We start from the raw sequence: 26,245 nt of genomic DNA, 5'->3' as shown, positions 1-26,245 counted from the left end.
CGTCGACACAGCCGACCCTGACCGCCCCTCAGACCAGAGGTGCGCGGCGGAGCCAGGGGGCCGGACGGCGGGAACCACGGGGGAAGGAAGAGCCATGCCGAGTGCCCGCGACCGCGGGTCGGCCTGGCGGCGAGGACGGAAGGCCGGCACCGCGCACACGCGGCCCGCGCCCACCGCGCGCCCGACCCCGATCCACCACACCGGACACTTGGGGAATCGTCAGTTGCGTAGCACCGGACCGGCCGCCACCGCCGTGGCGGCACTCGTCTGCCTGGGAGCGCTCAGCGCCTGCGGACCGGACACCAGCGGCCAGGACGCGGGCCGGACCGCCGCGCCCACGCCCACCTCCGCGGCACCCTCCGCCGCCGCCACCGGCGCGGCCACCCCGGGCGCGACCAAGCCCGCCGCCGGCGGCGCCGACAAGGGCATCCCGGCCGCGGCCTGGATGGACACCAAGAGCGTCCCGATGGACGAGACGTACCACTACGCGCCGCTGGCCGCCAACGCCAAGCCGGTGACCGGCGCGGTCGCCTTCAAGGGCATGGAGCTGTGCCGCGCCGTGCCCGCCAAGGACGACGAGGGGCTGTTCACCGGCGTCGCCGCGAAGGCATCGGTCGGGTTCGGCGGCGACCGCTGGACGGCCCAGCAGACCGTGCTCTCCCACGGGGACCCGACCCACAGCAGCGGCACCAAGCAGCTCACCAACCTGGCGGACGCGCACCTCGTGGACGCCCTCAAGGGCTGCGCCAGGACCACCCCCGGCGCCACCGTGAAGGTCGTGAGCGCGGACGGCGCGCCGTACTTCGCCGCCATGCTGACCGTCCCTCAGCCGGACGGCTCGACCGCCACGCTGCACGAGTACGTGGTCACCGACGGCGGCTTCGTCAGCGAGCTGTCCGTCTGGGCGACCACCAAGGGCGGCGCCCAGCCCAAGGACGCCTGGAAGGCCCCCGAGGACCGGTACGTCGGCACCGGCATGACGGCGCCGCTCTGCGAGGCCCTGCCGGGGTGCGACGGGCACCAGTGACGCCCGGGGCGCACCCAGGGCTCCGGGAGCACCGCGAGCACCCGGAGCCCCGGGGGTTCGAGCGGTCCCCGTAGTCCAGCACCACCCACAGACGGCCGCCCGGCCCGTCCGGCACAGGGGACCGGACGGACCGGGCGGCGCTCGTTCAGCCGGTCACAGCCCCAGCCGCCCGAGCGCCGTGGTCCAGTCGCTCGCGATCGCGCTGCGGGCCGCGGCGAGGGTCACCCGGCCGTTGCACACCGCGTTCTTGAGCTTCGTCTCGACGCCGTCCTTGCCGGTGGCCGTCTGGCTGCCGTAGCGCGGCTCGGGCCACAGGTTGCGCGGGTCGCGCGGGGCGCCGCCGAGCTCGAGCGGGACGAAGTGGTCCTCCTCGTAGTCGGACGGGTTGGTGTCCGAGAAGCCGTACTGGGCGATCTGCTGGGTCTTCAGGGCGTTGGTGTAGCTCGTCGGCGGGCGGACGGTGGCGGTCCAGCCGGAGACGCAGATGGTCCGGCCGATGGTGGCCTGGGTGACGTCCGGGTTGTAGGCGCCCGGGGTGCAGGACGGGTCGGGCAGGGGCAGGTAGGCCTGCGAACAACTCGCCGCGAGCGGGCGGGTCTTGACCGGTGCCGCCTTCGCGGGGGCGGCCTGCGCGGTGCCGGCGGCGAGCCCGGCGGCGGCGAGGGCGGTCGACGCGGCGACGACGGTGAGGCGCTGACGGAGCATCATGAGGGCGGTCTCTCCTGGGCCGGCCCGGCCTCCCGCCGGGCGGATGCGCCCATGACAGCACCGCGGAGGCGACCGCCGTCAGGCCCGGGACGTGAACGCCTGGTGCGTCCGTCTCCACAACGGCGGCCCGGCGGCCCCCGCCCGCCCACGGCGTCCACGGCGTCCACACCCACCCACTACCCGACCAGCAGCCGCGCCAGCAGCGCCGCCGGCCCTTCCGGCAGGCTGCCGTGGACGAGTTCGGTGCGGTGCACCAGCCGCGGGGCGGCGATCGGCGCGGAGGCGACGCCGGCCGCCCCGGCGAGGACCGGGGCCGGCAGCAGGGTGAGCCCGTGCCCGGTGGCGACCAGGGCCAGCAGCCCGTGCACGTCGGTGCCCCGGTAGCGGGTGGCCGGCCGGAAGCCGTCGACGCCGGCCGCGGCGCGCAGCCGGTCCGCGGTGGGGGTGAGGTCGGGGGCGTCCAGCCAGCGGGCGGCGCTGAGGTCGGCGAGGGCGACGCCGGCGCGGCCGGCCAGCGGGTGCCCGGCCGGCAGGGCGACGGCGACGGGCCGCTCGTCGACGGCGACGGTGCCGAGCGGGCCGACGTCGGGCAGCGACAGCGGGTCGCTGGGCGCGGCCAGGCCGTCGACCAGGGCGAGATCGACCTCGCCGGTGGCGACCCGGGCGGGCAGCACGTCCTGGGCGAGGACCCGCACGACGAGGTCGACGCCCGGATGGGCCCGGCGCACCTCACCGAGCACGCGCCCCAGCTCCGCCCCGACCGCCAGCGGGGTGGCTCCGAGCACGAGCCGGGCGCTCGGGGCGCCGGCCAGGCGCGCGACGTCGGCGCGCGCCGCGTCGAGCCGGATCAGCAGCGGCGCCGCGTGCTCCAGCAGCCGCCGGCCGGCTCCGGTGGGGCGGACCGGACGCCGGTCGAGCAGGCCCGCCCCGAGGTCGGCCTCCAGGGCGGCGATCTGCTGCGAGACCGCGGACTGCGTGTAGCCGAGTGCGCGCGCCGCCTCCGAGAAGGAGCCGAGCCGGGCGACGGTGACGAAGGTGCGCAGCTGCTGCGGATCCACGGCGGCATCAACTCTTCTGATCGATGGGTAAGAAATCATCGTTGGCGCTGATCTCGGGTGCGGCGCCAGGATAGCGGCATGACGTACCTGACCCCCCGGATCGCCCTCGTCGGCGACCGCTCCCCCGCCGTCCGCTCGCACGCCCGCGTCCCCGGCCTGCTCGACGCCCTCGCCGAACGCGACCGGCTCGTCCTGGACGCCTACTGGATCCCGACCGAGGAGGCCGCGGCACCCGGCGCACTGGCCGGCTTCGACGCGATCTGGCTGCTCCCCGGCAGCCCCTACCGCAGCGAGGCGGGCGCACTGGCCGCCGTCCGGACGGCCCGCGAGCGCGGCATCCCGTTCCTCGGCACCTGTGCCGGCTTCCAGCACGCGGTGCTGGAGTTCGCGCAGAACGTCTGCGGCCTCGCCGGGGTCGTCCACGGCGAGGAGCACCCGCAGGGGGACGAGCAGGTCATCGTCCCGCTCGCCTGTTCCCTGGTCGGGCACGAGGGCGCCGTCGCGATCACCCCCGGCACGCTCGCCGAGCGGGTCCTCGGCACCACCCGCACCCAGGAGCGCTACCACTGCAACTACGGCCTGAACGCGGACTACCTGGAGCGGCTGCGGACGCACGGACTGCTGTTCAGCGGCGCGGACGACAGCGGCGAGACGCGCGTCCTGGAGCTGCCGGACCACCCGTTCTTCCTGGCCTCGCTGTTCCAGCCGGAGCTGTCCGGCGACGGCAGCCGGCCGCACGCCATGATCCGGGCGCTGGCCGCGGCCGCCGTCGCGCACGCGGCGGGGGCGCCGGCCGCGGTGTGACGGCTGAGGCGTGGACCGTCACGGCGGGACCACCACTGCGGGACCGCCGCAGGGTGCACACGACGCGGCCGTCGCAGGACGGCCGCCGGGCCGCCGGGTGCGCCGGGGGGCGCTCCCCTGCGGCCCGGGCACGGCGTCACATCGGCAGCGAGCGCAGCCGCACCGGCCCCTCCGGCCATCCGGCACCCGCCGCCAGCGGCGCCCACATGGTGCGCAGCGGCATCACCGCCAGCCGCCCCCCGGGCTGTTCCACCGTCACCTCCTCGGCGACCTCCCGGAATCCCAGTCCGCGGTAGAAGGCGGCCAGCGGCGGGCGGCAGAACAGCAGGGCGTGCCGGTGGCCGAGCTCGCGGGCGTGGTCGAGGGCGGCCCCGACGACGACGCCGGCCAGGCCGCCACCGCGCCGGTCGGGGGCCACACAGACCCCGCCGACGCCGATCACGACCAGGTCGGTGCCGCCCACGGTGAGCGGCAGCGGCAGCAGGCCGGTGTGGGCGATCAGCCGGCCGTCGGCGGCCCGGATGCCGAAGTGGACGTCCTTGGGCAGGAAGGTCAGCCCGGTGTGGGCGACGCCGTACGGGTCGTCGCCGGGGCCGAGGATCTCGTCCTGGTCGGCGCGGGCGTACTGCGGGAGTCTCACCACGGCCGGCGGAGCGAGCAGCGCCGGTGCGGCGGGCGACGGCACGGGTGACGAGGAGGCAGGCGACGGCAGCACGGGTGACGAGGGCGCGGAAGTCGGCGGCGCGGAAGTCGGCGGCCCGGGGGAGAAACGATCATCCATCCGTCCATGATCCCGTCCCGGAAGGGCGAGTTCCAGGCTGTTCCCGGCCACTGAGCCCCCGGCCACTACGCCCCTGGCCGCTACGCTCCCGACCTTCGCGCCCCCGGCCGGAGGCTCAGGCCGCGGCGCGCGCGGCCAGCTCCGCCCAGACCTCCTCGACCCGGGCCTCCAGGGCGTCCAGCGGCCCGCCGTTGTCGATCACCACGTCGGCGATCGCCAGCCGGTCCGCCCGCGAGGCCTGCGCCGCCATCCGGGCCCGGGCCTCCTCCTCGGTCATCCCCCGCAGCTCCACCAGCCGCCCGACGCGCACCTCGTCCGCGGCGTCGACCACCACGACCAGGTCGTACAGCGGCGCCAGCCCGTTCTCGGCGAGCAGCGGCACGTCGTGCACCACCACCGCGTCCGGGGCGGCGGCGGCCTCCAGTTCGGCGGAGCGGGCGCGCACCAGCGGGTGGACGACGGCGTTCAGCGCGCGCAGCCGGTCCGGGTCGGCGAAGACGACCGCCCCGAGGGCCGGGCGGTCCAGCGCGCCGTCGGGCCGCAGCACCTCGGGCCCGAACTCGGCCACCACGGCGGCCAGTCCGGCCGTCCCCGGCGCGACCACCTCGCGGGCGATCACGTCGGAGTCCACGATCACCGCGCCGCGGGCGGCGAACAGCCGGGACACCTCGCTCTTGCCCGCCCCGATGCCACCCGTCAGTCCGATCTTCAGCATGGCGCCAGGCTACCGGCGCCCGGCTGCCGCCGTCAGCCGAGGTCCAGGCTCTCGCCCTCCCCGAGGACGCGCAGTTCGGCGCCGGCGACCCCCGGCCCGTCCGGCCCGAGCAGCCGGGTCTGCACCGCGTGGCCGATCGGACTGAGCGTCGCGTCGTGCACCGGCACCGCGCGGCGCGGGCCGGCCTCCCGGACGTAGTCGATCACCTCGGAGGCCTTGCTCCACGGCGCCGCGAGCGGCAGCAGCAGGGTGTCCACGGCGTGCGGCGGCACGGTGAAGGCGTCGCCGGGGTGGAAGAGCCGGCCGTCGAACAGGAAGCCGATGTTCTTCACCCGGGGGATGTCCGGGTGGATCACGGCGTGCCACTCGCCGTGCACGCTCACCCCGATGCCGCCGACCTCGAAGGCGTCGCCCTCGCCGACCACCGAGACCCTGCTCCGCACGCCCTCCAGCTGGGCGGCCACCGCGGCGTTGGTCCACACCCGCAGCGTCGGGTCGGCCTCCAGTGCGACCCGCAGCCGGGACTCCTCGAAGTGGTCCATGTGTTCGTGGGTGATCAGCACGGCGTCGGCCCCGGCCAGGGCGGCGGGGTCGCTGAACGCCCCCGGGTCGACGAGGACGGTGGTGCCGTCGTGCTCCAGGCGTACGCAGGCGTGTCCGAACTTGGTGATCTTCATGCACCAAAGAATACAGCAAGGCTGCACAGTTTTGCTGCACACTTCTTCGATAGGCTTCTCCCATGGACACCCCCGCCCCAGCCCCCGACGCCCCCGTCCCCGCGGCCCCGGCACCCGAGACCCTCGAACTCGCCGCCGACCTGCGCACCGCCGTCGGCGAGCTGGTCCGCTCCCTGCGCCCGGACGACGCCCTGCCGCAGAACCAGGCCGGCGTCCTCGGCCTGCTGGTCCGCGACGAGCGCTCCTACACCGTCGCCGAACTCGCCGCCCGCCAGCGCGTGCGCCACCAGTCGATGGCCCGCACCGTCGCCCTGCTCACCGATGCCGGCCTGGTCACCCAGCAGCCGCACCCCACCGACGGCCGCAAACTGCTGGTCGCCGTCACCGGGCCCGGCCGGGCCGCCCTGCTGGACCAGCGCGCCCGCCGCGAGGCCCGGATCGCCGCCGCCATCGAGGCCCGGCTCACCCCCGAGGAGCGCGACCGGCTGCGCGCCGCCGTCGGCCTCCTCGCCCGTCTGCACTGACCGCACCGGCCGCGCCGACCGCCGGCGGGCACCCGCCGGGGCCCGGTCAGGGCTTGACGGCCCCCGCCAGCTCCACGCGCTCCACGAGCTCCACCGGCTTCCCGTCCGCCGGCTCCCGATCCGCCCGCTCCCGATCCGCCCGCTCCCGATCCACCGGCGACTGCGCCGCGGCCGGGCGCTGCGCCGGAAGGGTCGCCGGCGCGATGTCCGGCAGGTCGACGTGTTCGCTCAGCCCGAAGCGCCGGTGCAGTCGGCGCAGCGGTGCGGGCGCCCACCAGTTGAACTCGCCGAACAGGCTCATCGCGGCGGGCACCAGCAGACAGCGCACCAGGGTGGCGTCCACCGCGACGGCGACGGCCAGGGCGATGCCCATCTGCTTCACCATGAGCATGTCCCCGAGCGCGAAGCCCGCGAAGACGATGACCATCAGCAGGGCGGCCGAGGTGATGATCCGGCCGCTGCGCTGGACGCCCAGCTCCACCGACTCGGCGCAGCCGTACCCCTTGTCCCGCAGCTCCTTGATCCGGGCGAGCAGGAACACCTCGTAGTCCATCGAGAGCCCGAACGCGAAGGCGAAGACCAGCACCGGGATGAAGGTCTCCAGGCCGCCGGTGGGGCTGAAGCCGAGCAGTCCGCTGAAGTAGCCGTCCTGGAACACCAGGGTGAGCGCGCCGAGCGAGGCGCCCAGCGAGAGCAGGTTCATCAGCAGCGCCTTGACCGGCATGACCACCGAGCCGGTCATCAGGAACAGCAGCACCAGCGTGCCCGCCGCGACCAGGCCGAGGGCCCAGGGGCCGCGCGACATCAGCTCGTTCTTGAAGTCGACCACGGAGGCCGCACCGCCGGTGACGTAGGTCTTCAGCCCGCCGCGGTGGTCCCGCAGCTCCTGGACGACCTTCTTGGCCTCGCCGCCCTGCGGGTCGCCGTGCACGAGCACGTCGACGGTGGAGACGGAGTCGCTCACCGGGGTCACCGCCCGTACCCCGCTCACCCCGGGCAGCTTGGCGACGACGTCGTCCGCGTAGGCCTGGGCGACGGTGGCGCCGCCCTCGACGACGACGGTGATCGGCGCGGCGGAGGCCTGCGGGAACCGCTGGTCGACGGTGTCGGCGACCTGCCGGCCGGCCGAGGAGGCGGGCAGTACGGCGGCGCCGGAGTTGCGCATGTCGGCGTGCAGGAAGGGCGCGCCGGCGGCCATCAGCACCGCGACGCAGGCGAGGGCGACGAGCACCGCGCGCTTGCGGACCCGGCGGACGGTCCGGCTGAAGAAGCCCTCGTCCGGGACGGGTGCGGCGGGCGTCTTGATCCGTGAGCCGGCGAAGCCGAGCAGTGCGGGGACGAGGGTCAGTGCGGCCGCGACGGCGATCACCACCACGCTCACCCCGGCCGCGGCGACCGCCCCCAGCACCGGGCTGGTGAAGACGAACAGGCCGGAGAGCGCGACGGCGACGGTGAGCCCGGAGAAGGCGACGGTGCGTCCGGCGGTGGCGGCGGTGCGTTCGACGGCGGCGGCGATGCCGGCGCCGTGGCCCCGTTCCTCGCGGAAACGATTCACCATGAGCAGCGCGTAGTCGATGGAGAGCCCGAGCCCCAGCACCGTGGCGATCGGCAGCACGCTGGTGTCGATGTCCATGATCTTGCTGAAGCCGAACATGGCCAGCAGGGCACCGCCCACCGAGGCGACCGCGCCGATCACCGGCAGCGAGGCCGCCGCGAGGCCGCCGAAGACCAGCACCATCACGACCAGGGTGAGCGGGAGGGTCACCATCTCGCCGAAGCGGGTGTCCTTCTCGGTCTGCGTCTTGACCTCGTCCTGCAGCACCAGGTCCCCGCCGACCGTGACGTGGGCGCCGGTCTCACCGTCGAGCGCCGCGAGCCGCTGGGTCACGGCGTCGGTCTGCGCGGAGGTGCTGGTGTCGGCCATCCGTACGGAGACCAGGCTCGCGGTGCCGTCGGCGGAGCGCAGCGCCGCCGGGGCCGGGCCGGTGCCGTAGGCGTCGAGCGCGGAGGAGACGCCGGGCAGCGCGGTGATCTCGGCGGTCGCCTTCTCGACGGCCGCCCGCACCCCCGGATCGTCGACCGGTTTGCCGTCCACGACGGCGGTGACGGTGCCCTTGGCCGGATCGGCCGCGGCGACCACCGCGTTGCCGCGGTCGCCCTCGGCGGTGGCGGAGGAGGCCCCGGCCACCGAGCCCTCGAAGACCCGCCCGCCGATCAGCACCCCTATGACCAGGATGACGGCCCAGAAACCGAGGACCCACCGCCGGTGCCGGAAGCAGAACCGGCCGAGGGCGGCGAGGCGCCCGCGGACCTGGTGGTCGGCGGACGTCGCGGGGGGAGGAGTCACTGCGGTGCTACGGCGCATGTGCAGGGGGTGCCTAGCGTGCGGGGCCGGGTGAGCGACCCATCGGGCAACTCCTCCCAAGGTAGGTGCTCACCCCGGAAACACCCATAGCCACCCCATGAGCCCCTTATCACAAAAATCCATGAGATAAGGGACAAATAAGTGAACGGGAAAAACAATGGGCCCCACCCGGATCTCTCCGGGTGGGGCCCACCGTTCAACTACGCGCCAGGGACTGGCAGCGGATCAGAGCTTCAGCTCTGGCCGCCGGCCAGCTTCTCGCGCAGGGCGGCCAGGGCCTCGTCCGAGGCCAGGGCGCCCGAGCCCTCGTCGCTGGAGGACGAGTAGGAGCCACCGGCGGCGGCGGCGACGGCGTCGCCACCCTCGGCAGCGGCCTCCGCGTCGGCCTCACGGCTCTTGATGACCTGGGCCTGGTGCTGCTCGAAGCGGGACTGCGCCTCGGCGTACTGGCGCTCCCACTCCTCGCGCTGCTTCTCGAAGCCGGGCAGCCAGTCGTTCGCCTCGGGGTCGAAGCCCTCCGGGTAGATGTAGTTGCCCTGGTCGTCGTACGAGGCGGCCATGCCGTACAGGGTCGGGTCGAACTCGACCTCGGCCGGGTTGGCACCCAGGGCCTCGTTGGCCTGCTTCAGCGACAGGCTGATGCGGCGGCGCTCGAGGTCGATGTCGATGACCTTGACGAAGATCTCGTCGCCGACCTGGACGACCTGCTCCGGGATCTCCACGTGGCGCTCGGCCAGCTCGGAGATGTGGACCAGACCCTCGATGCCCTCGTCCACGCGGACGAACGCACCGAACGGAACCAGCTTGGTGACCTTACCCGGGACGACCTGACCGATCTGGTGCGTACGGGCGAACTGCTGCCACGGGTCCTCCTGGGTCGCCTTCAGCGACAGGGAGACGCGCTCGCGGTCCATGTCCACGTCGAGAACCTCGACGGTGACCTCCTGGCCGACCTCGACGACCTCGGACGGGTGGTCGATGTGCTTCCAGGACAGCTCGGAGACGTGCACCAGGCCGTCGACGCCACCCAGGTCCACGAAGGCACCGAAGTTGACGATCGAGGAGACGACGCCGGAGCGCACCTGGCCCTTCTGCAGGGTGGTGAGGAAGGTCTGGCGGACCTCGCTCTGGGTCTGCTCCAGCCAGGCACGGCGGGACAGGACCACGTTGTTGCGGTTCTTGTCCAGCTCGATGATCTTGGCCTCGAGCTCCTTGCCCACGTAGGGCTGGAGGTCGCGGACGCGACGCATCTCGACGAGCGAGGCCGGGAGGAAGCCGCGGAGGCCGATGTCGAGGATGAGACCACCCTTGACGACCTCGATGACGGTACCGGTGACGATGCCGTCCTCTTCCTTGATCTTCTCGATCGTGCCCCAGGCACGCTCGTACTGAGCGCGCTTCTTGGACAGGATGAGACGACCCTCCTTGTCCTCCTTCTGGAGAACCAGGGCCTCGATGTTGTCACCGACGGCGACGACCTCGTGGGGGTCGACGTCGTGCTTGATCGAGAGCTCGCGGGACGGGATGACGCCCTCGGTCTTGTAACCGATGTCGAGGAGCACCTCGTCACGGTCGACCTTCACGATGACGCCCTCGACGATGTCGCCATCGTTGAAGTACTTGATGGTCTCGTCGATGGCGGCGAGGAACGCCTCGGCGTCGCCGATGTCGTTGACCGCGACCTGCGGGGTGGTGCTGATGGAGGAGTCGGTGGGGCTCGTCATTAGGAAAAGGGCTCCGGTACGGACATGAAGTCGTAGGTAATGCCACGCGGAGGGCCCGTATCGCTCCCACCGAACACCCGGACAGCCCAAGACGCGGCCCACCGGACTTCCCGCCATAGGCGAGAACCGGCGTCCGTCTTGCGACCGTGGGGGTCTTCGACAGAATGCGAGCGCGACCTGCTCCGTCCGAGGCGCGCAGGCCCGCAGCGCAACTTGTAGCATACGGGGACGGCCAGGCACGGTCAACGCCAAGAACGGCAAGACGGTGGAGCCCGGTACGGATCAGGCCATATCCTCCGATTGCGCACCTCACGGTGGCGCCCGCAGGGAGCCCTTCCCCGGATGCCACCGCCAGGATCCGGACCCTGACGGGCCCGGTCGCGGCAGCGGCGCTTCCGCACCCACACCCTACGCGATGGGCATTATCACCGTGGCCACCACCCCCCAGTCCGAGCTCCACGATCTTGACGCCGACGGCGACGACGCGGTACGGCGCGAGGCCGGCAGCGGGGAGAGCAGCCGGGCCAGCCGGCACTGGTGGGACCGCAACGCCGACGAGTACCAGGACGAGCACGGCGAGTTCCTCGGCGACGACCGCTTCACCTGGTGCCCCGAGGGCCTCGACGAGGCCGACGCCCGGCTGCTCGGCGAGGTCGCCGGCAAGGACGTCCTCGAACTCGGCGCCGGCGCCGCCCAGTGCTCCCGCTGGCTCGCCGGCCGCGGCGCCCGCCCCGTCGCCCTGGACATCTCCCACCGCCAGCTCCAGCACTCCCGCCGCATCGACCTCGGCCGCGGCACCGCCCCCGTCGCGGTCGTCCAGGCCGACGCCGCCGTGCTCCCCTTCGCCGACGCCTCCTTCGACCTCGCCTGCTCCGCCTACGGCGCCGTCCCGTTCAGCGCCGACACCGCCGCCCTGATGCGCGAGGTGCACCGCGTGCTGCGCCCCGGCGGCCGCTGGGTGTTCTCGGTGACCCACCCGATCCGCTGGGCCTTCCCCGACGAGCCCGGCGTCGAGGGCCTCACCGCGGTGGCCTCCTACTTCGACCGGACCCCGTACGTGGAGGAGGACGAGCAGGGCCGCGCCACCTACGTCGAGCACCACCGCACCCTCGGCGACCGGGTCCGCGAACTCGTCGCCGCCGGCTTCCGGCTGGTCGACCTGGTCGAGCCCGAGTGGCCGGCCGGCCTGGAGCAGGAGTGGGGCGGCTGGTCCCCGCTGCGCGGCCGGCTGATCCCCGGCACCGCGGTCTTCGTGACCGAGCGGGGCTGAGCCGGCTTGCTGCCCGACCGATCGGCGGGGGCCGCCTGGCGCGACCTCCCGGTCCGCACCGCCCTGCCCGCCCTGCACGAGGCACTCGACGGCACCGGCACCGCCGTGCTCGCCGCGCCGCCCGGCACCGGCAAGACCACGCTGGTGCCGCTCGCCCTGGCCGGGCTGCTCTCCGACGGCCGGCCCGTCCGGCGCGTCCTGGTCGCCGAACCGCGCCGGCTCGCCGTCCGGGCCGCCGCCCGCCGGATGGCCTGGCTGCTCGGCTCGTCCGTGGGCCGCGAGGTCGGCTACACCGTGCGCGGCGAGCGCCGGGTCGGGCCGGACACCGTCGTCGAGGTGGTCACCACCGGCGTGCTCCTGCAGCGCCTCCAGCGCGACCAGGAACTGCCCGGCGTGGACGTGGTCGTGCTGGACGAGTGCCACGAACGGCACCTGGACGCCGACACCGCGCTCGCCTTCCTGCTCGACGTCCGGGCGGCGCTGCGGCCCGACCTGGGAGTGGTCTGCGCCTCGGCCACCTCCGACACCGAGGCCTGGGCCGAGCTGCTCGGCGGCGCCCCGGTGGTGGAGGCGCACGGCGTCTCCCATCCGGTGGACGTGGTCTGGGCTCCGCCACCGCGCGCCGTCCGGCCCGCGCACGGCACCCGGGTGGACTTCGCACTGCTCGACCACGTCGCGGCCGTCGTGCGGCGGGCGCTGGTCGAGCGGGAGGGCGACGTGCTCTGCTTCCTGCCCGGCGTCGGCGAGATCGCCCGCGTCGCCGGGCAGTTGGGCTCCGTCGGCGCCGAGGTGCTGCACCTGCACGGGCGCGCGCCGCAGGACGTGCAGGACGCGGCGCTGACGCCTTCCGATTCCCGGCGGGTGGTGCTCGCCACCGCCGTCGCCGAGTCCTCCCTCACCGTGCCCGGCGTCCGGGTCGTGGTCGACGCCGGGCTCGCCCGCGAACCGCGCACCGACCACGCCCGGGGGCTGGCCGCCCTGGTCACCGTCCGTGCCTCGCTCGCGGCGGCCCGCCAGCGGGCGGGGCGTGCGGGGCGCGAGGCCCCGGGCACGGTCTACCGGTGCTGGCACGAGGCGGAGGACGCCCGCGCCGCACGGTTCCCGACACCCGAGATCGCCCTCGCCGACCTGACGTCGTTCGCGCTCCAGGCCGCCTGCTGGGGCGACCCGGACGCCACCGGGCTCGCCCTGCCCGACACCCCGCCCGCCGGAGCGATGGCTGCCGCCCGGGAGACGCTGCAGGCCCTCGGCGCCGTCTCCGCCGACGGCCGGGCGACGAAGCGCGGCGTCCGGCTCGCCCGCACCGGGCTGCACCCCCGGCTGGGGCGGGCACTCGTCGACGGAGCCCCCGCCGTGGGCGCCCGCCGGGCGGCCGAAGTCGTCGCCCTGCTGTCGGAGGAACCGCCGCGGGCGCTCGGGGACGACCTCGGGGCGGTCTGGCGGGCGGTGCGCTCGGCGCGCGACCCCTACGCCGGGCGCTGGCGCGACGAAGTCCGCCGGCTGCAGCGGGCGGCCGACGACGAGCCCGCCACCGCGCTCGACGACGCGACCGCCGTCGGGCTCGTCGTCGCCCTGGCGTTCCCGGAGCGGATCGCCAGGGCGCGGGTCGAACGGCCCGCACCCGGCGAGCGCAGCCCGTACCTGATGGCGTCGGGGACGGCCGCCGAACTCGCCCGCGACACCCGGCTCGGCACCCTGCCCTGGCTCGCCGTCGCGGTCGCCGACCGCCCGGCCGGGTCGCACTCGGCGCGGGTGCTGCACGCGGCGGCCCTGGACGAGTCCACCGCCGTCCTCGCCGGGGCGGCCCTGCTCGGCTCCCGCGAGGAGGTCCACTGGGACACCCGGCGAGGTGAAGTCGTCTCCCGCCGGGTGGAGTCCCTCGGCGCCATCGAACTCACCGAGAAGCCGCTGGCCCGGCCTGACTCCTCCCTCGTCCGCGCCGCCGTCCTCGAAGGCCTCACCCGCGAAGGCGTCAGCGCCCTCCTGACCTTCCCGTCCAACCTCCGGGAACGCCTCGCCTTCCTCCACACGGCGCTCGGCGACCCCTGGCCCGACGTCTCCGACGCCCCACTTCTGGAACGCGCCGAAGAGTGGCTGGAACCCGAGCTCTCCCGCGCCCGGCGCCGCGCAGACCTCGCGAGGATCGACACGACGGCAGCCCTCCAGCGCCTGCTCCCCTGGGCGAGCGGACAGGCCGGGCGGCTGGACGAGCTGGCCCCCGAACGCATCACCGTGCCGTCCGGGTCGAAGATACGGGTCGACTACAGCACCGAACGCCCCGTGCTGGCCGTCAAGTTGCAGGAACTGTTCGGCTGGAAGGCGGCCCCGGCTCTCGCCGGCGGCCGCGTACCGCTCACCGTGCAGCTGCTCTCCCCCGCCGGCCGCCCGGCAGCGGTCACCGGCGATCTGGAGGGCTTCTGGCGCAACGGCTACCAAGCCGTCAGAGCGGACCTCAGGGGCCGCTACCCCCGCCACCCCTGGCCCGAGGACCCGACCACCGCGGAACCCACCAAGCGCACCAACCCGAGGAAGTGACGGCAGAGGTCGGACGTTCTACGCCGGGAAGTCGCCCTCGCGGACGGCCTCGATGAAGGCTTCCCACGCCACGGCCGGGAAGACCAGTGCCGGCCCGTGGGGGTCCTTGGAGTCACGCACGGGGACGAGGCCGGGGAATCCGGGGGCCACCTCGATGCAGTCGCCTCCGTTGGGAGCGCTGTAGCTGCTCTTCCGCCAGACGGCTCTGGCGAGCTCGTTTCGCCTCATCCTCGTACCCTTCCAGCGCATCGCGGATCAGCGCAAGCGAGTTGCTCGCCGGGAGCACCTCGCTGCGAAGCCGATCATAGGCACGCCGGTGCGCAGCGACGACTTCTGGATCATTGCTCGGATGCCCTCGGTCCAAGCTCTCCGAGTAGACGTAGTTCTGCCCGTCGGGCATCTCCAGCAGAACCATCGACGTAGGGATGATGGTCCTGCGATCCGCGAACGGTGCGATCTCAATGATCACGTTCGTCAACTCCGCAATGGCCAGCAGGTGGACCATCTGCCGATGCATCACCTCAGGTCCGCCTAGAACCGTGCGAATCGTGCTTTCGTCGAGAACGGCGAGCAACAGAGGGCCGTCCTGCACAAGGAACCGCTGCTGCCGGGCCAACCGTGCAGTCGTTCGCTCCTCGACCAACGCTGCCGAGCCTCCGGCGGCGAACAGTGCCCGCGCGTACTCGCGGCACTGAAGCAAGCCATGCATGTATCCACACTGGTAGACGCGAGCGCTGAGCGCCTCGGAGTCCATGTCTGCGTGGGCCTGAAACCAATCCGGATGTTCAACCCCAGCATTCCAGTCCACCTTCCCCCAAAGCCGCTTCAGCGCACCCCCGGTGTCGAGCAGTTCATCTGCCTTCTCCACCAGATCCGGCGGCATACGGCGCTGGCCGGTCTCGTGCCGGGTGATGTTCGTCCGGCTGCAGTGCAGGAGCTTGCCCAGTTCCTCCTGCGTGAAGCCGGCCACCTCCCGGTAGAACCGCAGCTCCTCGCCGAACAACTCCGCCGAACTGGCCGTCAACTCCCGCTTGAACCGCCGATGCGCCACAGCCGGCCCCCTCACGCACCATGTGCCCCTGGCACCGGATTTCGGCCATCACCGTACCCCCGAAGCCTCGATGATTGGCACCAGAAAGCAATCATCTGCATGCACAGCGTGATTGCGCACTACTCCCGTGCGCCCCATCCGCCCCCGAGGTACACCACTGTGCTCGCCACCCGCCGCCTCAACCACCGCTTCGACGCCCTCCTCACCGACCCCCGCCCCGGCTCCGAGGCCGACACCGGCGAACTCCTCGAAGCCCGCGGCGTCTTCGACGTCCCCGCCACCCTCACCGAGACCGACCGCGCCGTCATCGACCTCTTCCTCATCGCGATCGACGCCGTGGGCGGCATCCGCCACGGCCACCGCCACGGCCTCGACCGCTGGTTCACCACCGGCGACCTCACCGCCGCCCACCTCTCCCTCGCGGCCACCCGCTCCCTCACCCGCACCGGCCACCCGGCCCGCTACTGGACCGGCCCCGGCGCGCACCGCCTCGGCGACGGAAGCGTCACCCTGGGCTCGCCGCGCAGGAAGTCGGTCCACCCGACTTCCTACGCGGTCCGGGTTTCGGCCCGCGGAGCGTCACCGCGGCAGAGCTGCAGAGCTTCAGCGGGCGGAGGTGGTGCCGGATCTCAGGCGGTCAGCACGGTGGTGCTGCTCCAGTCCGGGTTCAGAGCGCCTTCGGCCGGTTCGGCGACGATGCCCTCGGTGTCGAGCCGGCCCGTGGAGATCACACCGTCGCCCCCACGGTAGAACAGCAACTCCCGGCCCACCGGCGCGATGATCGTCCAAGGCCGCCCGGCGCCGCTACGCCCGCCCGCCCGCCCCGAGCAGCTCAGCAGCCGCCCGCGTTCGCCGAGCCCGATCCTCCGGAGATCCACGGCGAGGAGGACGCCGGCGAGGGCTTGGGCCGCACGCTGCGCTCGGTGATCAGTCCCACCTCGACGCCGGCGGGGCCGAGCAGCCCGGTCAGGGCCTCCTGCAGGCGCGCCGCGTCGGTGCCGGCGGGCGCCTTCCACTCCACCTGCCCACCGGTGAAGTCCAGCCGGCCGAGGAGCGTCTCCTCGGCCGGCGCGCGATCGCCCTCGTAGGGCTCGGTGATGCTGCGCTCCAGCCGAACGGCGGGCAGCTCGGTCAGCGGCCGCCAGTCGCCGGGGCGCCCGGCCCGAACCAGCCGGTAGCGCTCCGCCGCCTCGGGCGGGGCGAACTCGATCCGGTGGACGGCGCTCACCTCCATCCAGGCCAGCGCCGGGACGGCAAGCAGGTACTCGACCCCCGCGATCACTCCGACCACCGTGGCGACGGTGCCTCCGGCCGCGTCGAGGAGCCACAGGAAGAACGCCGCCAGGAAGGTCGGCACGATGAGGGCCACCGGCACCATCAGCGCGTTCCTGGCGGCCGTCAGGCAGTGCAGCAGCACAGTGCGCCGGGTGCCGCCGCCCTCGCGCAGGACGATGTCGGTCGAGGCGGGGCCGGTGCGCAGGACGCCATCCAGAGCCATACCAGAAGCGTAGGGCTGCCGACCAGGACCGACCAGAGCCCCGGCGCGGCCAATGCGCGCGACGATCAACACGTCTGACGTTTCATCAGCTCCAGGGGGCCGGCCCCGGCCGTGGTGGGGATGACCTCCGGCCCGTTCGAGACCGCCCGGGAGCGCGGCATCCCACCCGAGCGGTACATCGTCCGACCGATCAGGCTGCACGGGAAGTCGGCCCCGCCGACTTCCCGTGCAGCCCGGGTACCGCCAGGCCGGTGGGTCCGGCCGCTACGCGTCCGCCGCGGGAGAGGCCCACCAGGTCGAGGGCGACGCGACGGCGTAGCCCAGCGACTCGTACAGCGGGCGGCCCAGCTTCGACGCGGTGAGCGTGAGCGGCAGGTCCGCCAGGTGGGCGAGGGCGCCGAGCATGACGGCCCGCCCCACGCCGCGCGACCGGAACGCCGACGCGGTGGCGACCCAGTAGTGGCTGCCGACACCGTCGTCCACGACGCTGACGCAGGCTCCCGCGGCCTCGCCGTCGATCGAGGCGACGAACACGTCCACGCCCGGCTGCCCGATCAGGTCCATCGGGAACAGCTCGCCCGGGCGGTGGGGCTCGAACCCGGTCAGCTCGAAGCCCTCGATCACGACCCGCTCGGCCGCCTGGAGGTCCTCGGGCCGCCGCACCCGGAGGACGTCCAGCGCCGGTGCGCCGACGGGCCCGGGCAGGCGCAGCATGACCGGCATCTGCCAGTTGCGCATGCCCAGGTGGTTCAGGTCGGTCGCGCTGTACGGATCCTCGGCGTACACCTGGCCCGTGGCCCGGCGGGCCAGCTCGCTCAGCTCGGCCAGTTCGCCCGGGGCGAGGTCGGGCTCCTGGATCAGGATCCGCAGGCCGGCGCGCTCGTCGCCGTCGACCGCGAGGAATCCGCGGCGCCGGATCACCTCGTGCCCCCGGGCTCGGCCGGTCGCGGCCCAGAAGGCGGCGGAGTTGCGGGCCTGACGCATCGGCGCCTCGGCCAGGGAGACGGTCTGGTCGGTCGAAGGGGATCCCGTTGTCATTGCGCCTACGCTAGTACGAGATTGACCCGCCGCACGGTCCAATTCCCCACGGACCCGACGGGCCACCGGCACGGACGGCGACGGGCCCGGGCACCGGTGGTGCCCGGGCCCGTCTCCTTGCGCGGAGCGCGTCAGTACGCGGCCCGTCGCCATGCGCGGCGCGCGTCAGTGCGCGGCGGCCTCCCAGTTGGCGCCGACGCCGACCGAGACGTCCAGCGGGGCGCGCAGCGGGTAGGCGCCGGCCATCTGCTCGCGGACGATCGCCTCGACCTGCTCGCGCTCGCCCGGTGCGAGCTCCAGGACGATTTCGTCGTGCACCTGGAGCAGCATCCGGGAGGTGAGTCCGGCCGCGCGCAGGGCCTCGTCGACCCGGAGCATGGCGATCTTGACGATGTCGGCGGCCGAGCCCTGGATGGGGGCGTTGAGGGCCATCCGCTCGGCCATCTCGCGGCGCTGGCGGTTGTCGCTGTTGAGGTCCGGCAGGTAGCGGCGCCGGCCCAGGAGGGTCTCGGTGTAGCCGGTGGCGCGGGCCTCGTCGACGACCCGGCGCAGGTAGTCGCGGACGCCGCCGAAGCGCTCGAAGTAGGTGTCCATGAGGCCCTGGGCCTCGGCGGGCTTGATGCTGAGCTGCTGGGAGAGGCCGTAGGCGGAGAGGCCGTAGGCGAGGCCGTAGGACATCGCCTTGATCTTGCGGCGCATCTCGGCGTCCACCGCGTCGCCAGGGACCTCGAAGACCTGGGAGGCGACGGTGGTGTGCAGGTCCTCGCCGGTGGCGAAGGCCTCGATCAGGGCCTCGTCCTCGGAGAGGTGCGCCATGATCCGCAGCTCGATCTGCGAGTAGTCCGCGGTGAGCAGCGACTCGTAGCCCGCGCCGACCACGAAGGCGCGGCGGATGGCGCGGCCCTCCTCGGTGCGGACGGGGATGTTCTGCAGGTTCGGGTCCTGCGAGGAGAGCCTGCCGGTGGCGGCGACCATCTGGTTGAAGGTGGTGTGGATGCGGCCCTTGGGCGAGACGGTCTTGAGCAGGCCCTCGACGGTGGTGCGCAGCTTGGCCTGGTCGCGGTGGCGCAGCAGGATGACCGGGAGTTCGTTGTCGGTCTGGGTGGCGAGCCAGGTGAGCGCGTCGGCGTCGGTGGTGTAGCCGGTCTTGATCTTCTTGGTCTTGGGGAGGGCGAGCTCGCCGAAGAGGATCTCCTGGAGCTGCTTGGGCGAGCCGAGGTTGAACTCGTGCCCGGCGGCGGCGTGCGCCTCCTCGACCACGCGCTGGATCTCGGCGGCGAACTGGGCCTCCAGCCCGGTGAGCCACTCGCGGTCGGCCGCGATGCCGTAGCGCTCCATGCGGGCGAGCAGGGCGGCGATGGGCAGTTCCATGTCGCGCAGCAGGCCGGTGGCGCCGACCTCGCCGAGGCGGGTGTCGAAGAGCGCGGCGAGGTCGAGGACGGCGCGGGCCTGGAGCATCAGCGCCTGGGCGCCCGCGGTCGGGTCCTCCTCGGGGGCGTCGAAGGCGAGTTGACCGCTCTCGGTGGCGGGCGCCGGGGTGAGCGAGCGGGCCAGGTACTCCTCGGCGAGCACCTCCAGGGTGAAGGTGCGGCGGCCGGGCTTCTCCAGGTAGGCGGCGAGCGCGGTGTCGGCGACGACGCCCTCGATGGTCCAGCCGCGCTCGGCGAAGGCGCGCATGACCTGCTTGGCGATGTGCAGGGCCTTGGGGGCGGCCGGGTCGGCGAGCCAGCCGGCGAGGGCCCGCTCGTCCTCCTCGGCGAGCAGGGCCGGGTCGAACCAGGCGGCCGTCTCGCCCGCGGCGAGGGCGATCTCGGTGACCTCGCCGGTGCCGAGCGCCCACTGGTAGACGGCGGCCAGGGCGACCGGGGTCTTGCCGTCGGCGGCGTGCTCGCGCAGCCAGGCGGCCAGGGTGCCCGGGTCGGTGAGCAGTTCGCCGTCGACCTCGACGCCGGGGGCGAGCTCGGCCGCGGCCTCCTCGGCGCCGGTGGTCGGGTCGATGCCGAAGACGCGGTCGCGGAAGTTGGCGTTGCGGAACTCGAGGGACTCCATGAGGGTGCCGACGGCGTCCCGGTCGAACGCCGAGCGGGCCAGGTCGGCGACGCCGAGCGGGAGTTCGACGTCGCGGACCAGCTCGGTGAGGACGCGGTTGCGCTTGACCGAGTCGAGGTTGTCGCGCAGCTTCTCGCCGATCTTGCCCTTCACCTCGTCGGCGCGGGAGACCAGTTCGTCGAAGGACCCGAACTGGTTGACCCACTTGGCGGCGGTCTTCTCGCCGACGCCGGGGATGCCGGGCAGGTTGTCGGACGGGTCGCCGCGCAGGGCCGCGAGGTCGGGGTACTGGCGCGGGGTGACCCCGTACTTCTCGGCGACCTTCTCCGGGGTGTAGCGGGTGAGTTCGGAGACGCCCTTGGTCGGGTAGAGCACGGTGACGTGCTCGGTGACCAGCTGGAGGGAGTCGCGGTCCCCGGTGACGATGTCGACGTCGTAGCCGGCCGCCTCGGCGGCGGTGGCCAGGGTGGCGATGATGTCGTCGGCCTCGAAGCCCTCGGCGGTGATCCGGGGGACGTTCATGGCGTCGAGGAGTTCGCCGATCAGGCCGACCTGGCTGCGGAACTCGTCGGGGGTCTTGGCGCGGTTGGCCTTGTAGTCGGGGAACTCGACGGAGCGGAAGGTCTGCCGGGAGAGGTCGAAGGCGACGGCGAGGTGGGTGGGCTGCTCGTCGCGGACGGTGTTGGCGAGCATCGACGCGAAGCCGTAGACCGCGTTGGTGGGCTGGCCGGTGGAGGTGTTGAAGTTCTCCACGGGCAGGGCGTAGAAGGCCCGGTAGGCCATCGAGTGCCCGTCGAGCAGCATCAGCCGGGGCCGCGGGCCGGCCCCGCCGCCACCCGTCGCGCCCTTGTCCGTACTCTGCGTAGCCACGTCAACGTCCGTTCCTGCCGATTCCACTACCGGCCACCGATCCTATGGCCCGGCACCGACAAAAGGGGCGCCGCGCCGACCGGGCCGGGGCCACCGCGCCGACCGGGCCGGAGCAGCGGCACCGCACGGGCGCCGGAGCCGCCACGCCAGCCCGGCGTCGCCGCTACCCCCGAGTAGGACGGTCGTACGATCACAGGCAGCACGACGACGCGACCCCCCGAACGGCAGGAGCTCCCCCATGACCGAAGCGGCCCCCGACGCGGCACCCGTCCTGAAGGTCCCGCAGGACGTGCTGGACCACTTCGCCAAGCTCGGCGTCGATCCGGGCACCTTCTCCGGCGGCCACCTCGGCGAGAAGCTCGGCATCCGGATCGTGGAGGCCTCCGGCGACCGGGTCGTCGGCACCATGCCCGTGGAGGGCAACCAGCAGCCGTACGGCCTGCTGCACGGCGGGGCGTCCGCCGCCCTGGCCGAGACGCTGGGCTCGATCGGCGCGATGCTGCACGCCGGCCCCGGCCGGTACGCGGTCGGCGTGGACCTCAACGCCACCCACCACCGCTCGGCCACCTCCGGGCTGGTCACCGGGGTCGCGACGGCCGTGTTCAAGGGGCGCACCGCCGCCACCTACGAGATCGCGATCACCGACGACACCGGCAAGCGGATCACCAGCTGCCGGCTGACCTGCATGCTGCGCGACCTCTGACCCCGGATCGGCCCCGCCCCGTCGGGCCGACCGTCCGTCACATCCCTTGGCCGCCCCCTTGTTTGACCGTCCGCCCGGCTGGGCAGGCGTTGGTCCAGACAAGGGGGCGGCGGCATGCCCGGGGGCAGTCGGCGGGCTCCGCGCAGATATACCATTTTTGTAACGCTGCGTAATAAGTTTGAAATCCAAGCACCGGCCGGTTCCGCGGCTCGCGAATACCACGGAACCCCTTCACCGCGCCCCTGATGTCCGGATTCCGGACGTGCACGGTCGGAACACGCACATCGGACATCCATGTCCGATTATCGACGCAGCCAGCCGTGACCCCCATTTCTGGGCCTTACATGGCCCGATCAGCCCTTACCTCCCCGATATCACTGGGTCGGCCGGGCCGAAACGACCACATGCTGAGACAACTGCTACGTGTGCTCATAACAAGAGAATCACAGCCTCGCCGCACCACTGCCCGAGCCGCCCAACGGCATCTAGAGTCACGGCCAGTCACCGCGCCACCGGATTGGGCCAGGCCCTCCGCGCACCCCGGCTCCCGCCACTCAGGCGCGGCGCCTCCTGAACCGAAGGGGACCCCCGTGCGTCATCGTGCAGCAGTTGTCGTGAGCATTGCCGTCATCGGCGCCCTCAGCCTGAGCGCCTGCGGCTCCCGCGACGAGAAGAAGTCCGGCGACGGGGGCGCCACCGGCGGCGGCTCCACCACCGTCACCATCGGTGTCGACGCGCCGCTCACCGGCGACCTCTCCGCCCTCGGCCTCGGCATCCGCAACTCCGTGGACCTCGCCGTCAAGAAGGCCAACGAGTCCAACGAGGTCCCCGGGGTCAAATTCCAGATCAAGGCCCTCGACGACACCGCCAAGCCCGCCCCCGGCCAGCAGAACGCCACCCAGCTCGTCGCCGACAGCAGCGTGCTCGGCGTCGTCGGCCCGCTCAACTCCAGCGTCGCCCAGTCGATGCAGCAGATCTTCAACGACGCCAACCTCGCCGAGGTCTCCCCCGCCAACACCGGCGTCGCCCTCAGCCAGGGCGAGAAGTGGGCCACCGGCGACAAGAAGCGCCCCTTCAAGTCCTACTTCCGCACCTCCACCACCGACGCCGTCCAGGGCCCGTTCGCCGCCCAGTACCTCTTCCAGGACGCCAAGAAGACCAAGGTCTTCCTCATCGACGACCAGAAGACCTACGGCGCCGGCCTCGCCGCCACCTTCAAGGGCGAGTTCACCAAGCAGGGCGGCACCATCGTCGGCGAGGAGCACGTCAACCCCGACGACCGCGACTTCTCCGCCATCGTCACCAAGGTCAAGAGCTCCGGCGCCGAGGCCGTCTACTACGGCGGCGAGTACCCCGCGGCCGGCCCGCTCTCCCTCCAGCTCAAGGAGGCCGGCGTCAACATCCCCCTGATGGGTGGCGACGGCATCCAGAGCGGCGACTTCATCAAGCTCAACCCCAAGAGCCAGGGCGACTTCGCCACCGCCGTCGGCCTGCCCGTCGAGCAGCTCCCCACCGCCGCCAAGTTCATCTCTGACTACAAGGCCGGCGGCTACAAGGACGCCTACGAGACCTACGGCGGCTACTCCTACGACAGCGCCTGGGCCATCATCCAGGCCGTGAAGAACGTCGTCAGCGCCAACAACGGCAAGCTCCCCGCCAACCCGCGCGCCGCCGTCGTCGACGCCGTCCAGAAGGTCTCCTTCAACGGCGTCACCGGCACCGTCTCCTTCGACGAGTTCGGCGACACCACCAACAAGCAGCTCACCGTCTACACCGTCAAGGACGGCAAGTGGGCCGTGGAGAAGTCCGGCACCTTCAAGGGCTGACCCGCCCCGGGCCGGCCCCCCGAGGGCCGGCCCCCGGCCACCCGGACACACACCAGCACCACAGCGCGCGGGGGCGCCACGAGTGCCCCCGCGCGCCCCCACATCCACCACCCACGCGGACACCCCCGAACGCACAACGGAGGCCCAGCGGTGCACGACCTACCGCAGCAGCTGGCCAACGGCCTGATCCTCGGAGCCCTCTACGGGCTCGTCGCGATCGGCTACACGATGGTCTACGGCATCGTCCAGCTCATCAACTTCGCCCACGGCGAGATCGTCATGGTCGGCGGCTTCGGCGCCCTGACCGCCTACCTCGCCCTCCCCGGCGGCACCACCCTCTGGCTGGCCCTACCGCTGATGCTGATCGCCGGCATCCTGGTCTCCACCCTCACCGCCGTCGCCGCCGAGCGCTTCGCCTACCGGCCCCTGCGCAACGCCCCCCGACTCGCCCCCCTCATCACCGCCATCGGGCTCTCCATCTTCCTGCAGCAGCTCGTCTTCTCCTTCTACCCCGACGCCAAGAAGGCCCGGGTCTTCCCCAAGATCCCCGGCGACCCCTTCAGCCTCGGTTCCATCACCGTGCAGCGCAGCGACCTCTTCCTGATCATCGCCGCCCCGCTGTGCATGCTCGCCCTCGGCTGGTTCGTCACCCGCACCCGCTCCGGCCGCGCCATGCAGGCCACCAGCCAGGACCCCGACACCGCCAAGCTCATGGGCATCGACACCGACCGCATCATCGTCATGGCCTTCGCCATCGGCGCCGCGTTCGCCGCCGTCGCCGCCATCGCCTACGGCCTGCGCAGCGGCCAGGTCGACTTCCGCATGGGCTTCCTGCTCGGCCTCAAGGCCTTCACCGCCGCCGTCCTCGGCGGCATCGGCAACATCTACGGAGCCATGCTCGGCGGCGTCGCCCTCGGCCTCGCCGAGAGCCTCGCCACCGGCTACATCCAGCACCTCCCCGGCATGCACCTCTTCGGCGGCGGTGCCTGGAAGGACGTCTGGGCCTTCGTACTCCTCATCCTCGTGCTCCTCGTCCGGCCCCAGGGCCTGCTCGGCGAGCGCGTCGCGGACAGGGCGTGACCACCATGACCACCACCAGCACCGAAACCACCCCGGTCATCCCCCTCCCGGCCCGTGCCGCCACCGCGCTCACCGGCCTCGGCGCCCTCGCCACCGCGGCCTCCGCCGCCCTCTCCTGGACCTGGACCCCGGACTTCCCCGGCGACCTCACCTACACCGGCTCCCCCGCCGGCCTCCAGTGGCTCGCCCTCACCGCAGGACTGCTCACCCTCGCCCTGCTCCTCGCCACCCAGGGCGTCCCCGGCCTGCGCTGGGCCGCCCCCAGCGGCAGCAACAACGCCGTCCTCTACGCGGCCACCGGCGCCCTCGCCATCAGCGCCTTCTCCGTCACCGCGATCTCCGTCGAACTCGGTGGCCTCGCCAACCTCGAACCCGGCGGCTGGGTCCTCGCCGCCGGCGGCATCCTCTCCCTCGTCGGCGCCCTCGGCCTCCCCCTGGACCGCCGCACCCACGTGCCGCTGCGCGTCCTGGACAAGCGCCTCTTCCTGCTCGTCCCCGCCGCCCCCGTCGGCTGGTTCGCCGCCCACGCCATCCCCGGCGACAAGCCCGTCGCCCCGGTGATGACCGCCCTCGCCGGCGCCCTCGCCATCGCCACCGGCGCCGTCCTGCTCCTCCAGCTCGGACACCTCGCCAACAGCCGGCTGCGCCTGGGCACCGTCGAGCGCCCGCTCCCCGCGGCCCGCCAACTCCCCTCCTGGGTCGAGATCCTGGTCATCGTCGCCGCCTTCGGCATCGGGCTCTTCGCGATCACCTTCGGCATCGACACCGAGTACGGCGAGCTCTTCACCGGCTACCTGCTGCTCGCCGGCCTGGTCGTCGCCGCCCTCGCCAAGGCCGGCCTGATCGCCCGGCTGCGCGCCCTCACCGTGAAGTACCGGCCGGTCACCACCGGCGCCGCCTTCGCCGCCGCGGCCAGCTTCCCGTTCACCCAGACCAGCGACCAGTACACCTCGGTCGCCACCAACATCCTGATCTTCGCCACCGTCGCCCTCGGCCTCAACATCGTCGTCGGCCTCGCCGGTCTGCTCGACCTCGGGTACGTCGCCTTCCTCGGCGTCGGCGCCTACGCCGCCGCCCTGGTCTCCGGCTCCCCCGCCTCGCCCATCCACGTCCAGTTCCCGTTCTGGGCCGCGATGCTCACCGGCGCCGCCGTCTCCATGGTCTTCGGCGTCCTCATCGGCGCCCCGACCCTGCGGCTGCGCGGCGACTACCTCGCCATCGTCACCCTCGGGTTCGGCGAGATCTTCCGCATCACCATGCTCAACCTGAACGGCACCACCGGCCCCAAGATCACCAACGGCTCCAACGGCATCCCCCGCATCCCGGACCTGGAGATCTTCGGCTTCGACCTCGGCAAGCCCCACACCGTCGCCGGCATCGAACTCGGCCGCTTCTCCAACTACTACCTGCTGATGCTCCTCGTCACCGCCCTGGTCGTGCTCGTCTTCGCCCGGGTCGGCAACTCCCGCATCGGCCGCGCCTGGGTCGCCATCCGCGAGGACGAGACCGCCGCCGAGGCCATGGGCATCAACGGCTTCCGCCTCAAGCTCCTCGCCTTCGCCCTCGGCGCCTGCCTCGCCGGCCTCGCCGGCACCGTCCAGGCCCACGTCAGCTACACCGTCACCCCGGACCAGTACACCTTCGCCGAGGCGCTGCCGCCGAACTCCGCCTTCCTGCTCGCCGCCGTCATCCTCGGCGGCATGGGCACCATCAGCGGACCCCTCGCCGGCGCCACCCTCCTCTTCCTCATCCCCAAGAAGCTGGAGTTCCTCTCCGACTACCAGCTGCTCGCCTTCGGCGCCGCCCTCATCGTCCTCATGCGCGTCCGCCCCGAGGGCCTCATCCCCAACCGCCGCAGCCGACTGGAGTTCCACGAGGCCGCCATCCCCGCCCAGTCCACCGGCGACGACGTCGCACTCACCAAGGCAGGGGCGTGACCACC

The 26,245-nt window shown here is 73.0% G+C and carries 22 protein-coding genes; 10 read left to right on the top strand and 12 right to left on the bottom strand.

Annotated features, from left to right (window positions below; all coding sequences use genetic code 11):
- Positions 1 to 223: 223 nt before the first annotated feature.
- Positions 224 to 1,027, top strand: coding sequence for a hypothetical protein (locus ACIRS1_RS31555; RefSeq protein ID WP_402845583.1), 804 nt, complete (start codon positions 224 to 226; stop codon positions 1,025 to 1,027).
- Positions 1,028 to 1,180: 153 nt separating this feature from the next.
- Here the strand turns inward: ACIRS1_RS31555 and ACIRS1_RS31550 are convergent, their stop codons facing one another.
- Positions 1,181 to 1,735: a hypothetical protein gene (locus ACIRS1_RS31550; protein WP_360212392.1), complete on the bottom strand. Its 555-nt coding sequence runs from the start codon at positions 1,733 to 1,735 to the stop codon at positions 1,181 to 1,183.
- A gap of 176 nt (positions 1,736 to 1,911) precedes the next feature.
- Positions 1,912 to 2,793, bottom strand: a complete 882-nt coding sequence (locus ACIRS1_RS31545; RefSeq protein ID WP_402845582.1) for a LysR family transcriptional regulator — start codon at positions 2,791 to 2,793, stop codon at positions 1,912 to 1,914.
- A gap of 78 nt (positions 2,794 to 2,871) precedes the next feature.
- Here ACIRS1_RS31545 and ACIRS1_RS31540 point away from each other — a divergent pair, with 78 nt between their 5' ends.
- The gene (locus tag ACIRS1_RS31540; RefSeq protein WP_360212394.1) at positions 2,872 to 3,597 is read left to right on the top strand and encodes a glutamine amidotransferase-related protein; all 726 of its coding nucleotides are present in this window, start codon (positions 2,872 to 2,874) and stop codon (positions 3,595 to 3,597) included.
- A gap of 136 nt (positions 3,598 to 3,733) precedes the next feature.
- Here the strand turns inward: ACIRS1_RS31540 and ACIRS1_RS31535 are convergent, their stop codons facing one another.
- The 3 genes from ACIRS1_RS31535 to ACIRS1_RS31525 all read right to left on the bottom strand — a co-directional run bounded on the left by ACIRS1_RS31535 (position 3,734) and on the right by ACIRS1_RS31525 (position 5,770).
- Positions 3,734 to 4,240, bottom strand: a complete 507-nt coding sequence (locus ACIRS1_RS31535) for a GNAT family N-acetyltransferase (RefSeq protein ID WP_402845621.1) — start codon at positions 4,238 to 4,240, stop codon at positions 3,734 to 3,736.
- A 253-nt stretch (positions 4,241 to 4,493) separates the two neighbouring features.
- Positions 4,494 to 5,093: a dephospho-CoA kinase gene (coaE, locus tag ACIRS1_RS31530; RefSeq protein WP_387898588.1), complete on the bottom strand. Its 600-nt coding sequence runs from the start codon at positions 5,091 to 5,093 to the stop codon at positions 4,494 to 4,496.
- A gap of 32 nt (positions 5,094 to 5,125) precedes the next feature.
- On the bottom strand, positions 5,126 to 5,770 hold the full coding sequence (locus tag ACIRS1_RS31525) for an MBL fold metallo-hydrolase (RefSeq protein WP_402845580.1): 645 nt from the start codon (positions 5,768 to 5,770) through the stop codon (positions 5,126 to 5,128).
- Positions 5,771 to 5,832: 62 nt separating this feature from the next.
- Here ACIRS1_RS31525 and ACIRS1_RS31520 point away from each other — a divergent pair, with 62 nt between their 5' ends.
- Positions 5,833 to 6,294 (top strand): MarR family winged helix-turn-helix transcriptional regulator, encoded by a 462-nt coding sequence (locus ACIRS1_RS31520; RefSeq protein ID WP_402845578.1) that lies wholly within the window; start codon positions 5,833 to 5,835, stop codon positions 6,292 to 6,294.
- A 46-nt stretch (positions 6,295 to 6,340) separates the two neighbouring features.
- Here ACIRS1_RS31520 and ACIRS1_RS31515 read toward each other — a convergent pair whose 3' ends face one another.
- Together ACIRS1_RS31515 and rpsA are read right to left on the bottom strand one after the other, a co-directional pair.
- Positions 6,341 to 8,659, bottom strand: coding sequence for an MMPL family transporter (locus tag ACIRS1_RS31515; protein ID WP_402845576.1), 2,319 nt, complete (start codon positions 8,657 to 8,659; stop codon positions 6,341 to 6,343).
- Between the two features lie 233 nt (positions 8,660 to 8,892).
- On the bottom strand, positions 8,893 to 10,383 hold the full coding sequence (rpsA, locus tag ACIRS1_RS31510; RefSeq protein WP_360212406.1) for a 30S ribosomal protein S1: 1,491 nt from the start codon (positions 10,381 to 10,383) through the stop codon (positions 8,893 to 8,895).
- A 415-nt stretch (positions 10,384 to 10,798) separates the two neighbouring features.
- Here rpsA and ACIRS1_RS31505 point away from each other — a divergent pair, with 415 nt between their 5' ends.
- The gene (locus tag ACIRS1_RS31505; RefSeq protein ID WP_402845574.1) at positions 10,799 to 11,653 is read left to right on the top strand and encodes a class I SAM-dependent methyltransferase; all 855 of its coding nucleotides are present in this window, start codon (positions 10,799 to 10,801) and stop codon (positions 11,651 to 11,653) included.
- Between the two features lie 6 nt (positions 11,654 to 11,659).
- Entirely contained in the window at positions 11,660 to 14,188 is a 2,529-nt protein-coding gene (gene hrpB, locus ACIRS1_RS31500) for an ATP-dependent helicase HrpB (protein WP_402845573.1), read from the top strand.
- Between the two features lie 18 nt (positions 14,189 to 14,206).
- On the opposite strand, the gene ACIRS1_RS31495 is transcribed toward hrpB, so the two are convergent.
- Positions 14,207 to 14,338, bottom strand: coding sequence for a DUF397 domain-containing protein (locus ACIRS1_RS31495; RefSeq protein WP_402845571.1), 132 nt, complete (start codon positions 14,336 to 14,338; stop codon positions 14,207 to 14,209).
- On the bottom strand, positions 14,301 to 15,239 hold the full coding sequence (locus tag ACIRS1_RS31490) for a helix-turn-helix domain-containing protein (RefSeq protein WP_402845569.1): 939 nt from the start codon (positions 15,237 to 15,239) through the stop codon (positions 14,301 to 14,303). Before ACIRS1_RS31490 ends, ACIRS1_RS31495 begins: the two co-directional genes overlap by 38 nt.
- Positions 15,240 to 15,398: 159 nt before the next feature.
- On the opposite strand from ACIRS1_RS31490, the gene ACIRS1_RS31485 reads away from it, so the two are divergent.
- Positions 15,399 to 15,989, top strand: coding sequence for a hypothetical protein (locus ACIRS1_RS31485; RefSeq protein ID WP_402845568.1), 591 nt, complete (start codon positions 15,399 to 15,401; stop codon positions 15,987 to 15,989).
- An 82-nt stretch (positions 15,990 to 16,071) separates the two neighbouring features.
- Here ACIRS1_RS31485 and ACIRS1_RS31480 read toward each other — a convergent pair whose 3' ends face one another.
- The 3 genes from ACIRS1_RS31480 to polA all read right to left on the bottom strand — a co-directional run bounded on the left by ACIRS1_RS31480 (position 16,072) and on the right by polA (position 20,628).
- Positions 16,072 to 16,737, bottom strand: coding sequence for a hypothetical protein (locus tag ACIRS1_RS31480; protein WP_402845566.1), 666 nt, complete (start codon positions 16,735 to 16,737; stop codon positions 16,072 to 16,074).
- 264 nt (positions 16,738 to 17,001) lie between these two features.
- Positions 17,002 to 17,775 (bottom strand): GNAT family N-acetyltransferase, encoded by a 774-nt coding sequence (locus ACIRS1_RS31475; protein ID WP_402845564.1) that lies wholly within the window; start codon positions 17,773 to 17,775, stop codon positions 17,002 to 17,004.
- A 165-nt stretch (positions 17,776 to 17,940) separates the two neighbouring features.
- Positions 17,941 to 20,628, bottom strand: a complete 2,688-nt coding sequence (polA, locus tag ACIRS1_RS31470) for a DNA polymerase I (RefSeq protein ID WP_402845620.1) — start codon at positions 20,626 to 20,628, stop codon at positions 17,941 to 17,943.
- Between the two features lie 304 nt (positions 20,629 to 20,932).
- Between polA and ACIRS1_RS31465 the strand changes: the two genes are divergently transcribed.
- The 4 genes from ACIRS1_RS31465 (at position 20,933) to ACIRS1_RS31450 (ending at position 26,240) form a co-directional block, all read left to right on the top strand.
- Positions 20,933 to 21,397: a hotdog fold thioesterase gene (locus tag ACIRS1_RS31465; RefSeq protein WP_360212424.1), complete on the top strand. Its 465-nt coding sequence runs from the start codon at positions 20,933 to 20,935 to the stop codon at positions 21,395 to 21,397.
- A gap of 590 nt (positions 21,398 to 21,987) precedes the next feature.
- On the top strand, positions 21,988 to 23,223 hold the full coding sequence (locus ACIRS1_RS31460; RefSeq protein WP_360212426.1) for a branched-chain amino acid ABC transporter substrate-binding protein: 1,236 nt from the start codon (positions 21,988 to 21,990) through the stop codon (positions 23,221 to 23,223).
- A gap of 150 nt (positions 23,224 to 23,373) precedes the next feature.
- The gene (locus ACIRS1_RS31455) at positions 23,374 to 24,303 is read left to right on the top strand and encodes a branched-chain amino acid ABC transporter permease (RefSeq protein WP_360212427.1); all 930 of its coding nucleotides are present in this window, start codon (positions 23,374 to 23,376) and stop codon (positions 24,301 to 24,303) included.
- A 5-nt stretch (positions 24,304 to 24,308) separates the two neighbouring features.
- A complete protein-coding gene (locus ACIRS1_RS31450) occupies positions 24,309 to 26,240 on the top strand; it encodes a branched-chain amino acid ABC transporter permease (protein ID WP_402845619.1) in 1,932 nt (643 codons plus the stop codon).
- Positions 26,241 to 26,245 lie beyond the last annotated feature (5 nt).

Source organism: Kitasatospora sp. NPDC101176, assembly GCF_044768035.1.
GTDB lineage: Bacteria > Actinomycetota > Actinomycetes > Streptomycetales > Streptomycetaceae > Kitasatospora.
This window is presented reverse-complemented; position numbering and strand designations above follow the sequence as displayed.

What these genes read in the sequence shown, in the direction of transcription:
- ACIRS1_RS31550 (WP_360212392.1), bottom strand. Translation starts at nt 1,735, where the DNA reads ATGATGCTCCGTCAGCGCCTCACCGTCGTCGCCGCGTCGACCGCCCTC.
- ACIRS1_RS31540 (WP_360212394.1), top strand. Translation starts at nt 2,872, where the DNA reads ATGACGTACCTGACCCCCCGGATCGCCCTCGTCGGCGACCGCTCCCCC.
- coaE (WP_387898588.1), bottom strand. Translation starts at nt 5,093, where the DNA reads ATGCTGAAGATCGGACTGACGGGTGGCATCGGGGCGGGCAAGAGCGAG.
- ACIRS1_RS31525 (WP_402845580.1), bottom strand. Translation starts at nt 5,770, where the DNA reads ATGAAGATCACCAAGTTCGGACACGCCTGCGTACGCCTGGAGCACGAC.
- ACIRS1_RS31520 (WP_402845578.1), top strand. Translation starts at nt 5,833, where the DNA reads ATGGACACCCCCGCCCCAGCCCCCGACGCCCCCGTCCCCGCGGCCCCG.
- ACIRS1_RS31515 (WP_402845576.1), bottom strand. Translation starts at nt 8,659, where the DNA reads ATGCGCCGTAGCACCGCAGTGACTCCTCCCCCCGCGACGTCCGCCGAC.
- rpsA (WP_360212406.1), bottom strand. Translation starts at nt 10,383, where the DNA reads ATGACGAGCCCCACCGACTCCTCCATCAGCACCACCCCGCAGGTCGCG.
- ACIRS1_RS31505 (WP_402845574.1), top strand. Translation starts at nt 10,799, where the DNA reads ATGGGCATTATCACCGTGGCCACCACCCCCCAGTCCGAGCTCCACGAT.
- ACIRS1_RS31480 (WP_402845566.1), bottom strand. Translation starts at nt 16,737, where the DNA reads ATGGCTCTGGATGGCGTCCTGCGCACCGGCCCCGCCTCGACCGACATC.
- ACIRS1_RS31475 (WP_402845564.1), bottom strand. Translation starts at nt 17,775, where the DNA reads ATGACAACGGGATCCCCTTCGACCGACCAGACCGTCTCCCTGGCCGAG.
- polA (WP_402845620.1), bottom strand. Translation starts at nt 20,628, where the DNA reads ATGCTGCTCGACGGGCACTCGATGGCCTACCGGGCCTTCTACGCCCTG.
- ACIRS1_RS31465 (WP_360212424.1), top strand. Translation starts at nt 20,933, where the DNA reads ATGACCGAAGCGGCCCCCGACGCGGCACCCGTCCTGAAGGTCCCGCAG.
- ACIRS1_RS31450 (WP_402845619.1), top strand. Translation starts at nt 24,309, where the DNA reads ATGACCACCACCAGCACCGAAACCACCCCGGTCATCCCCCTCCCGGCC.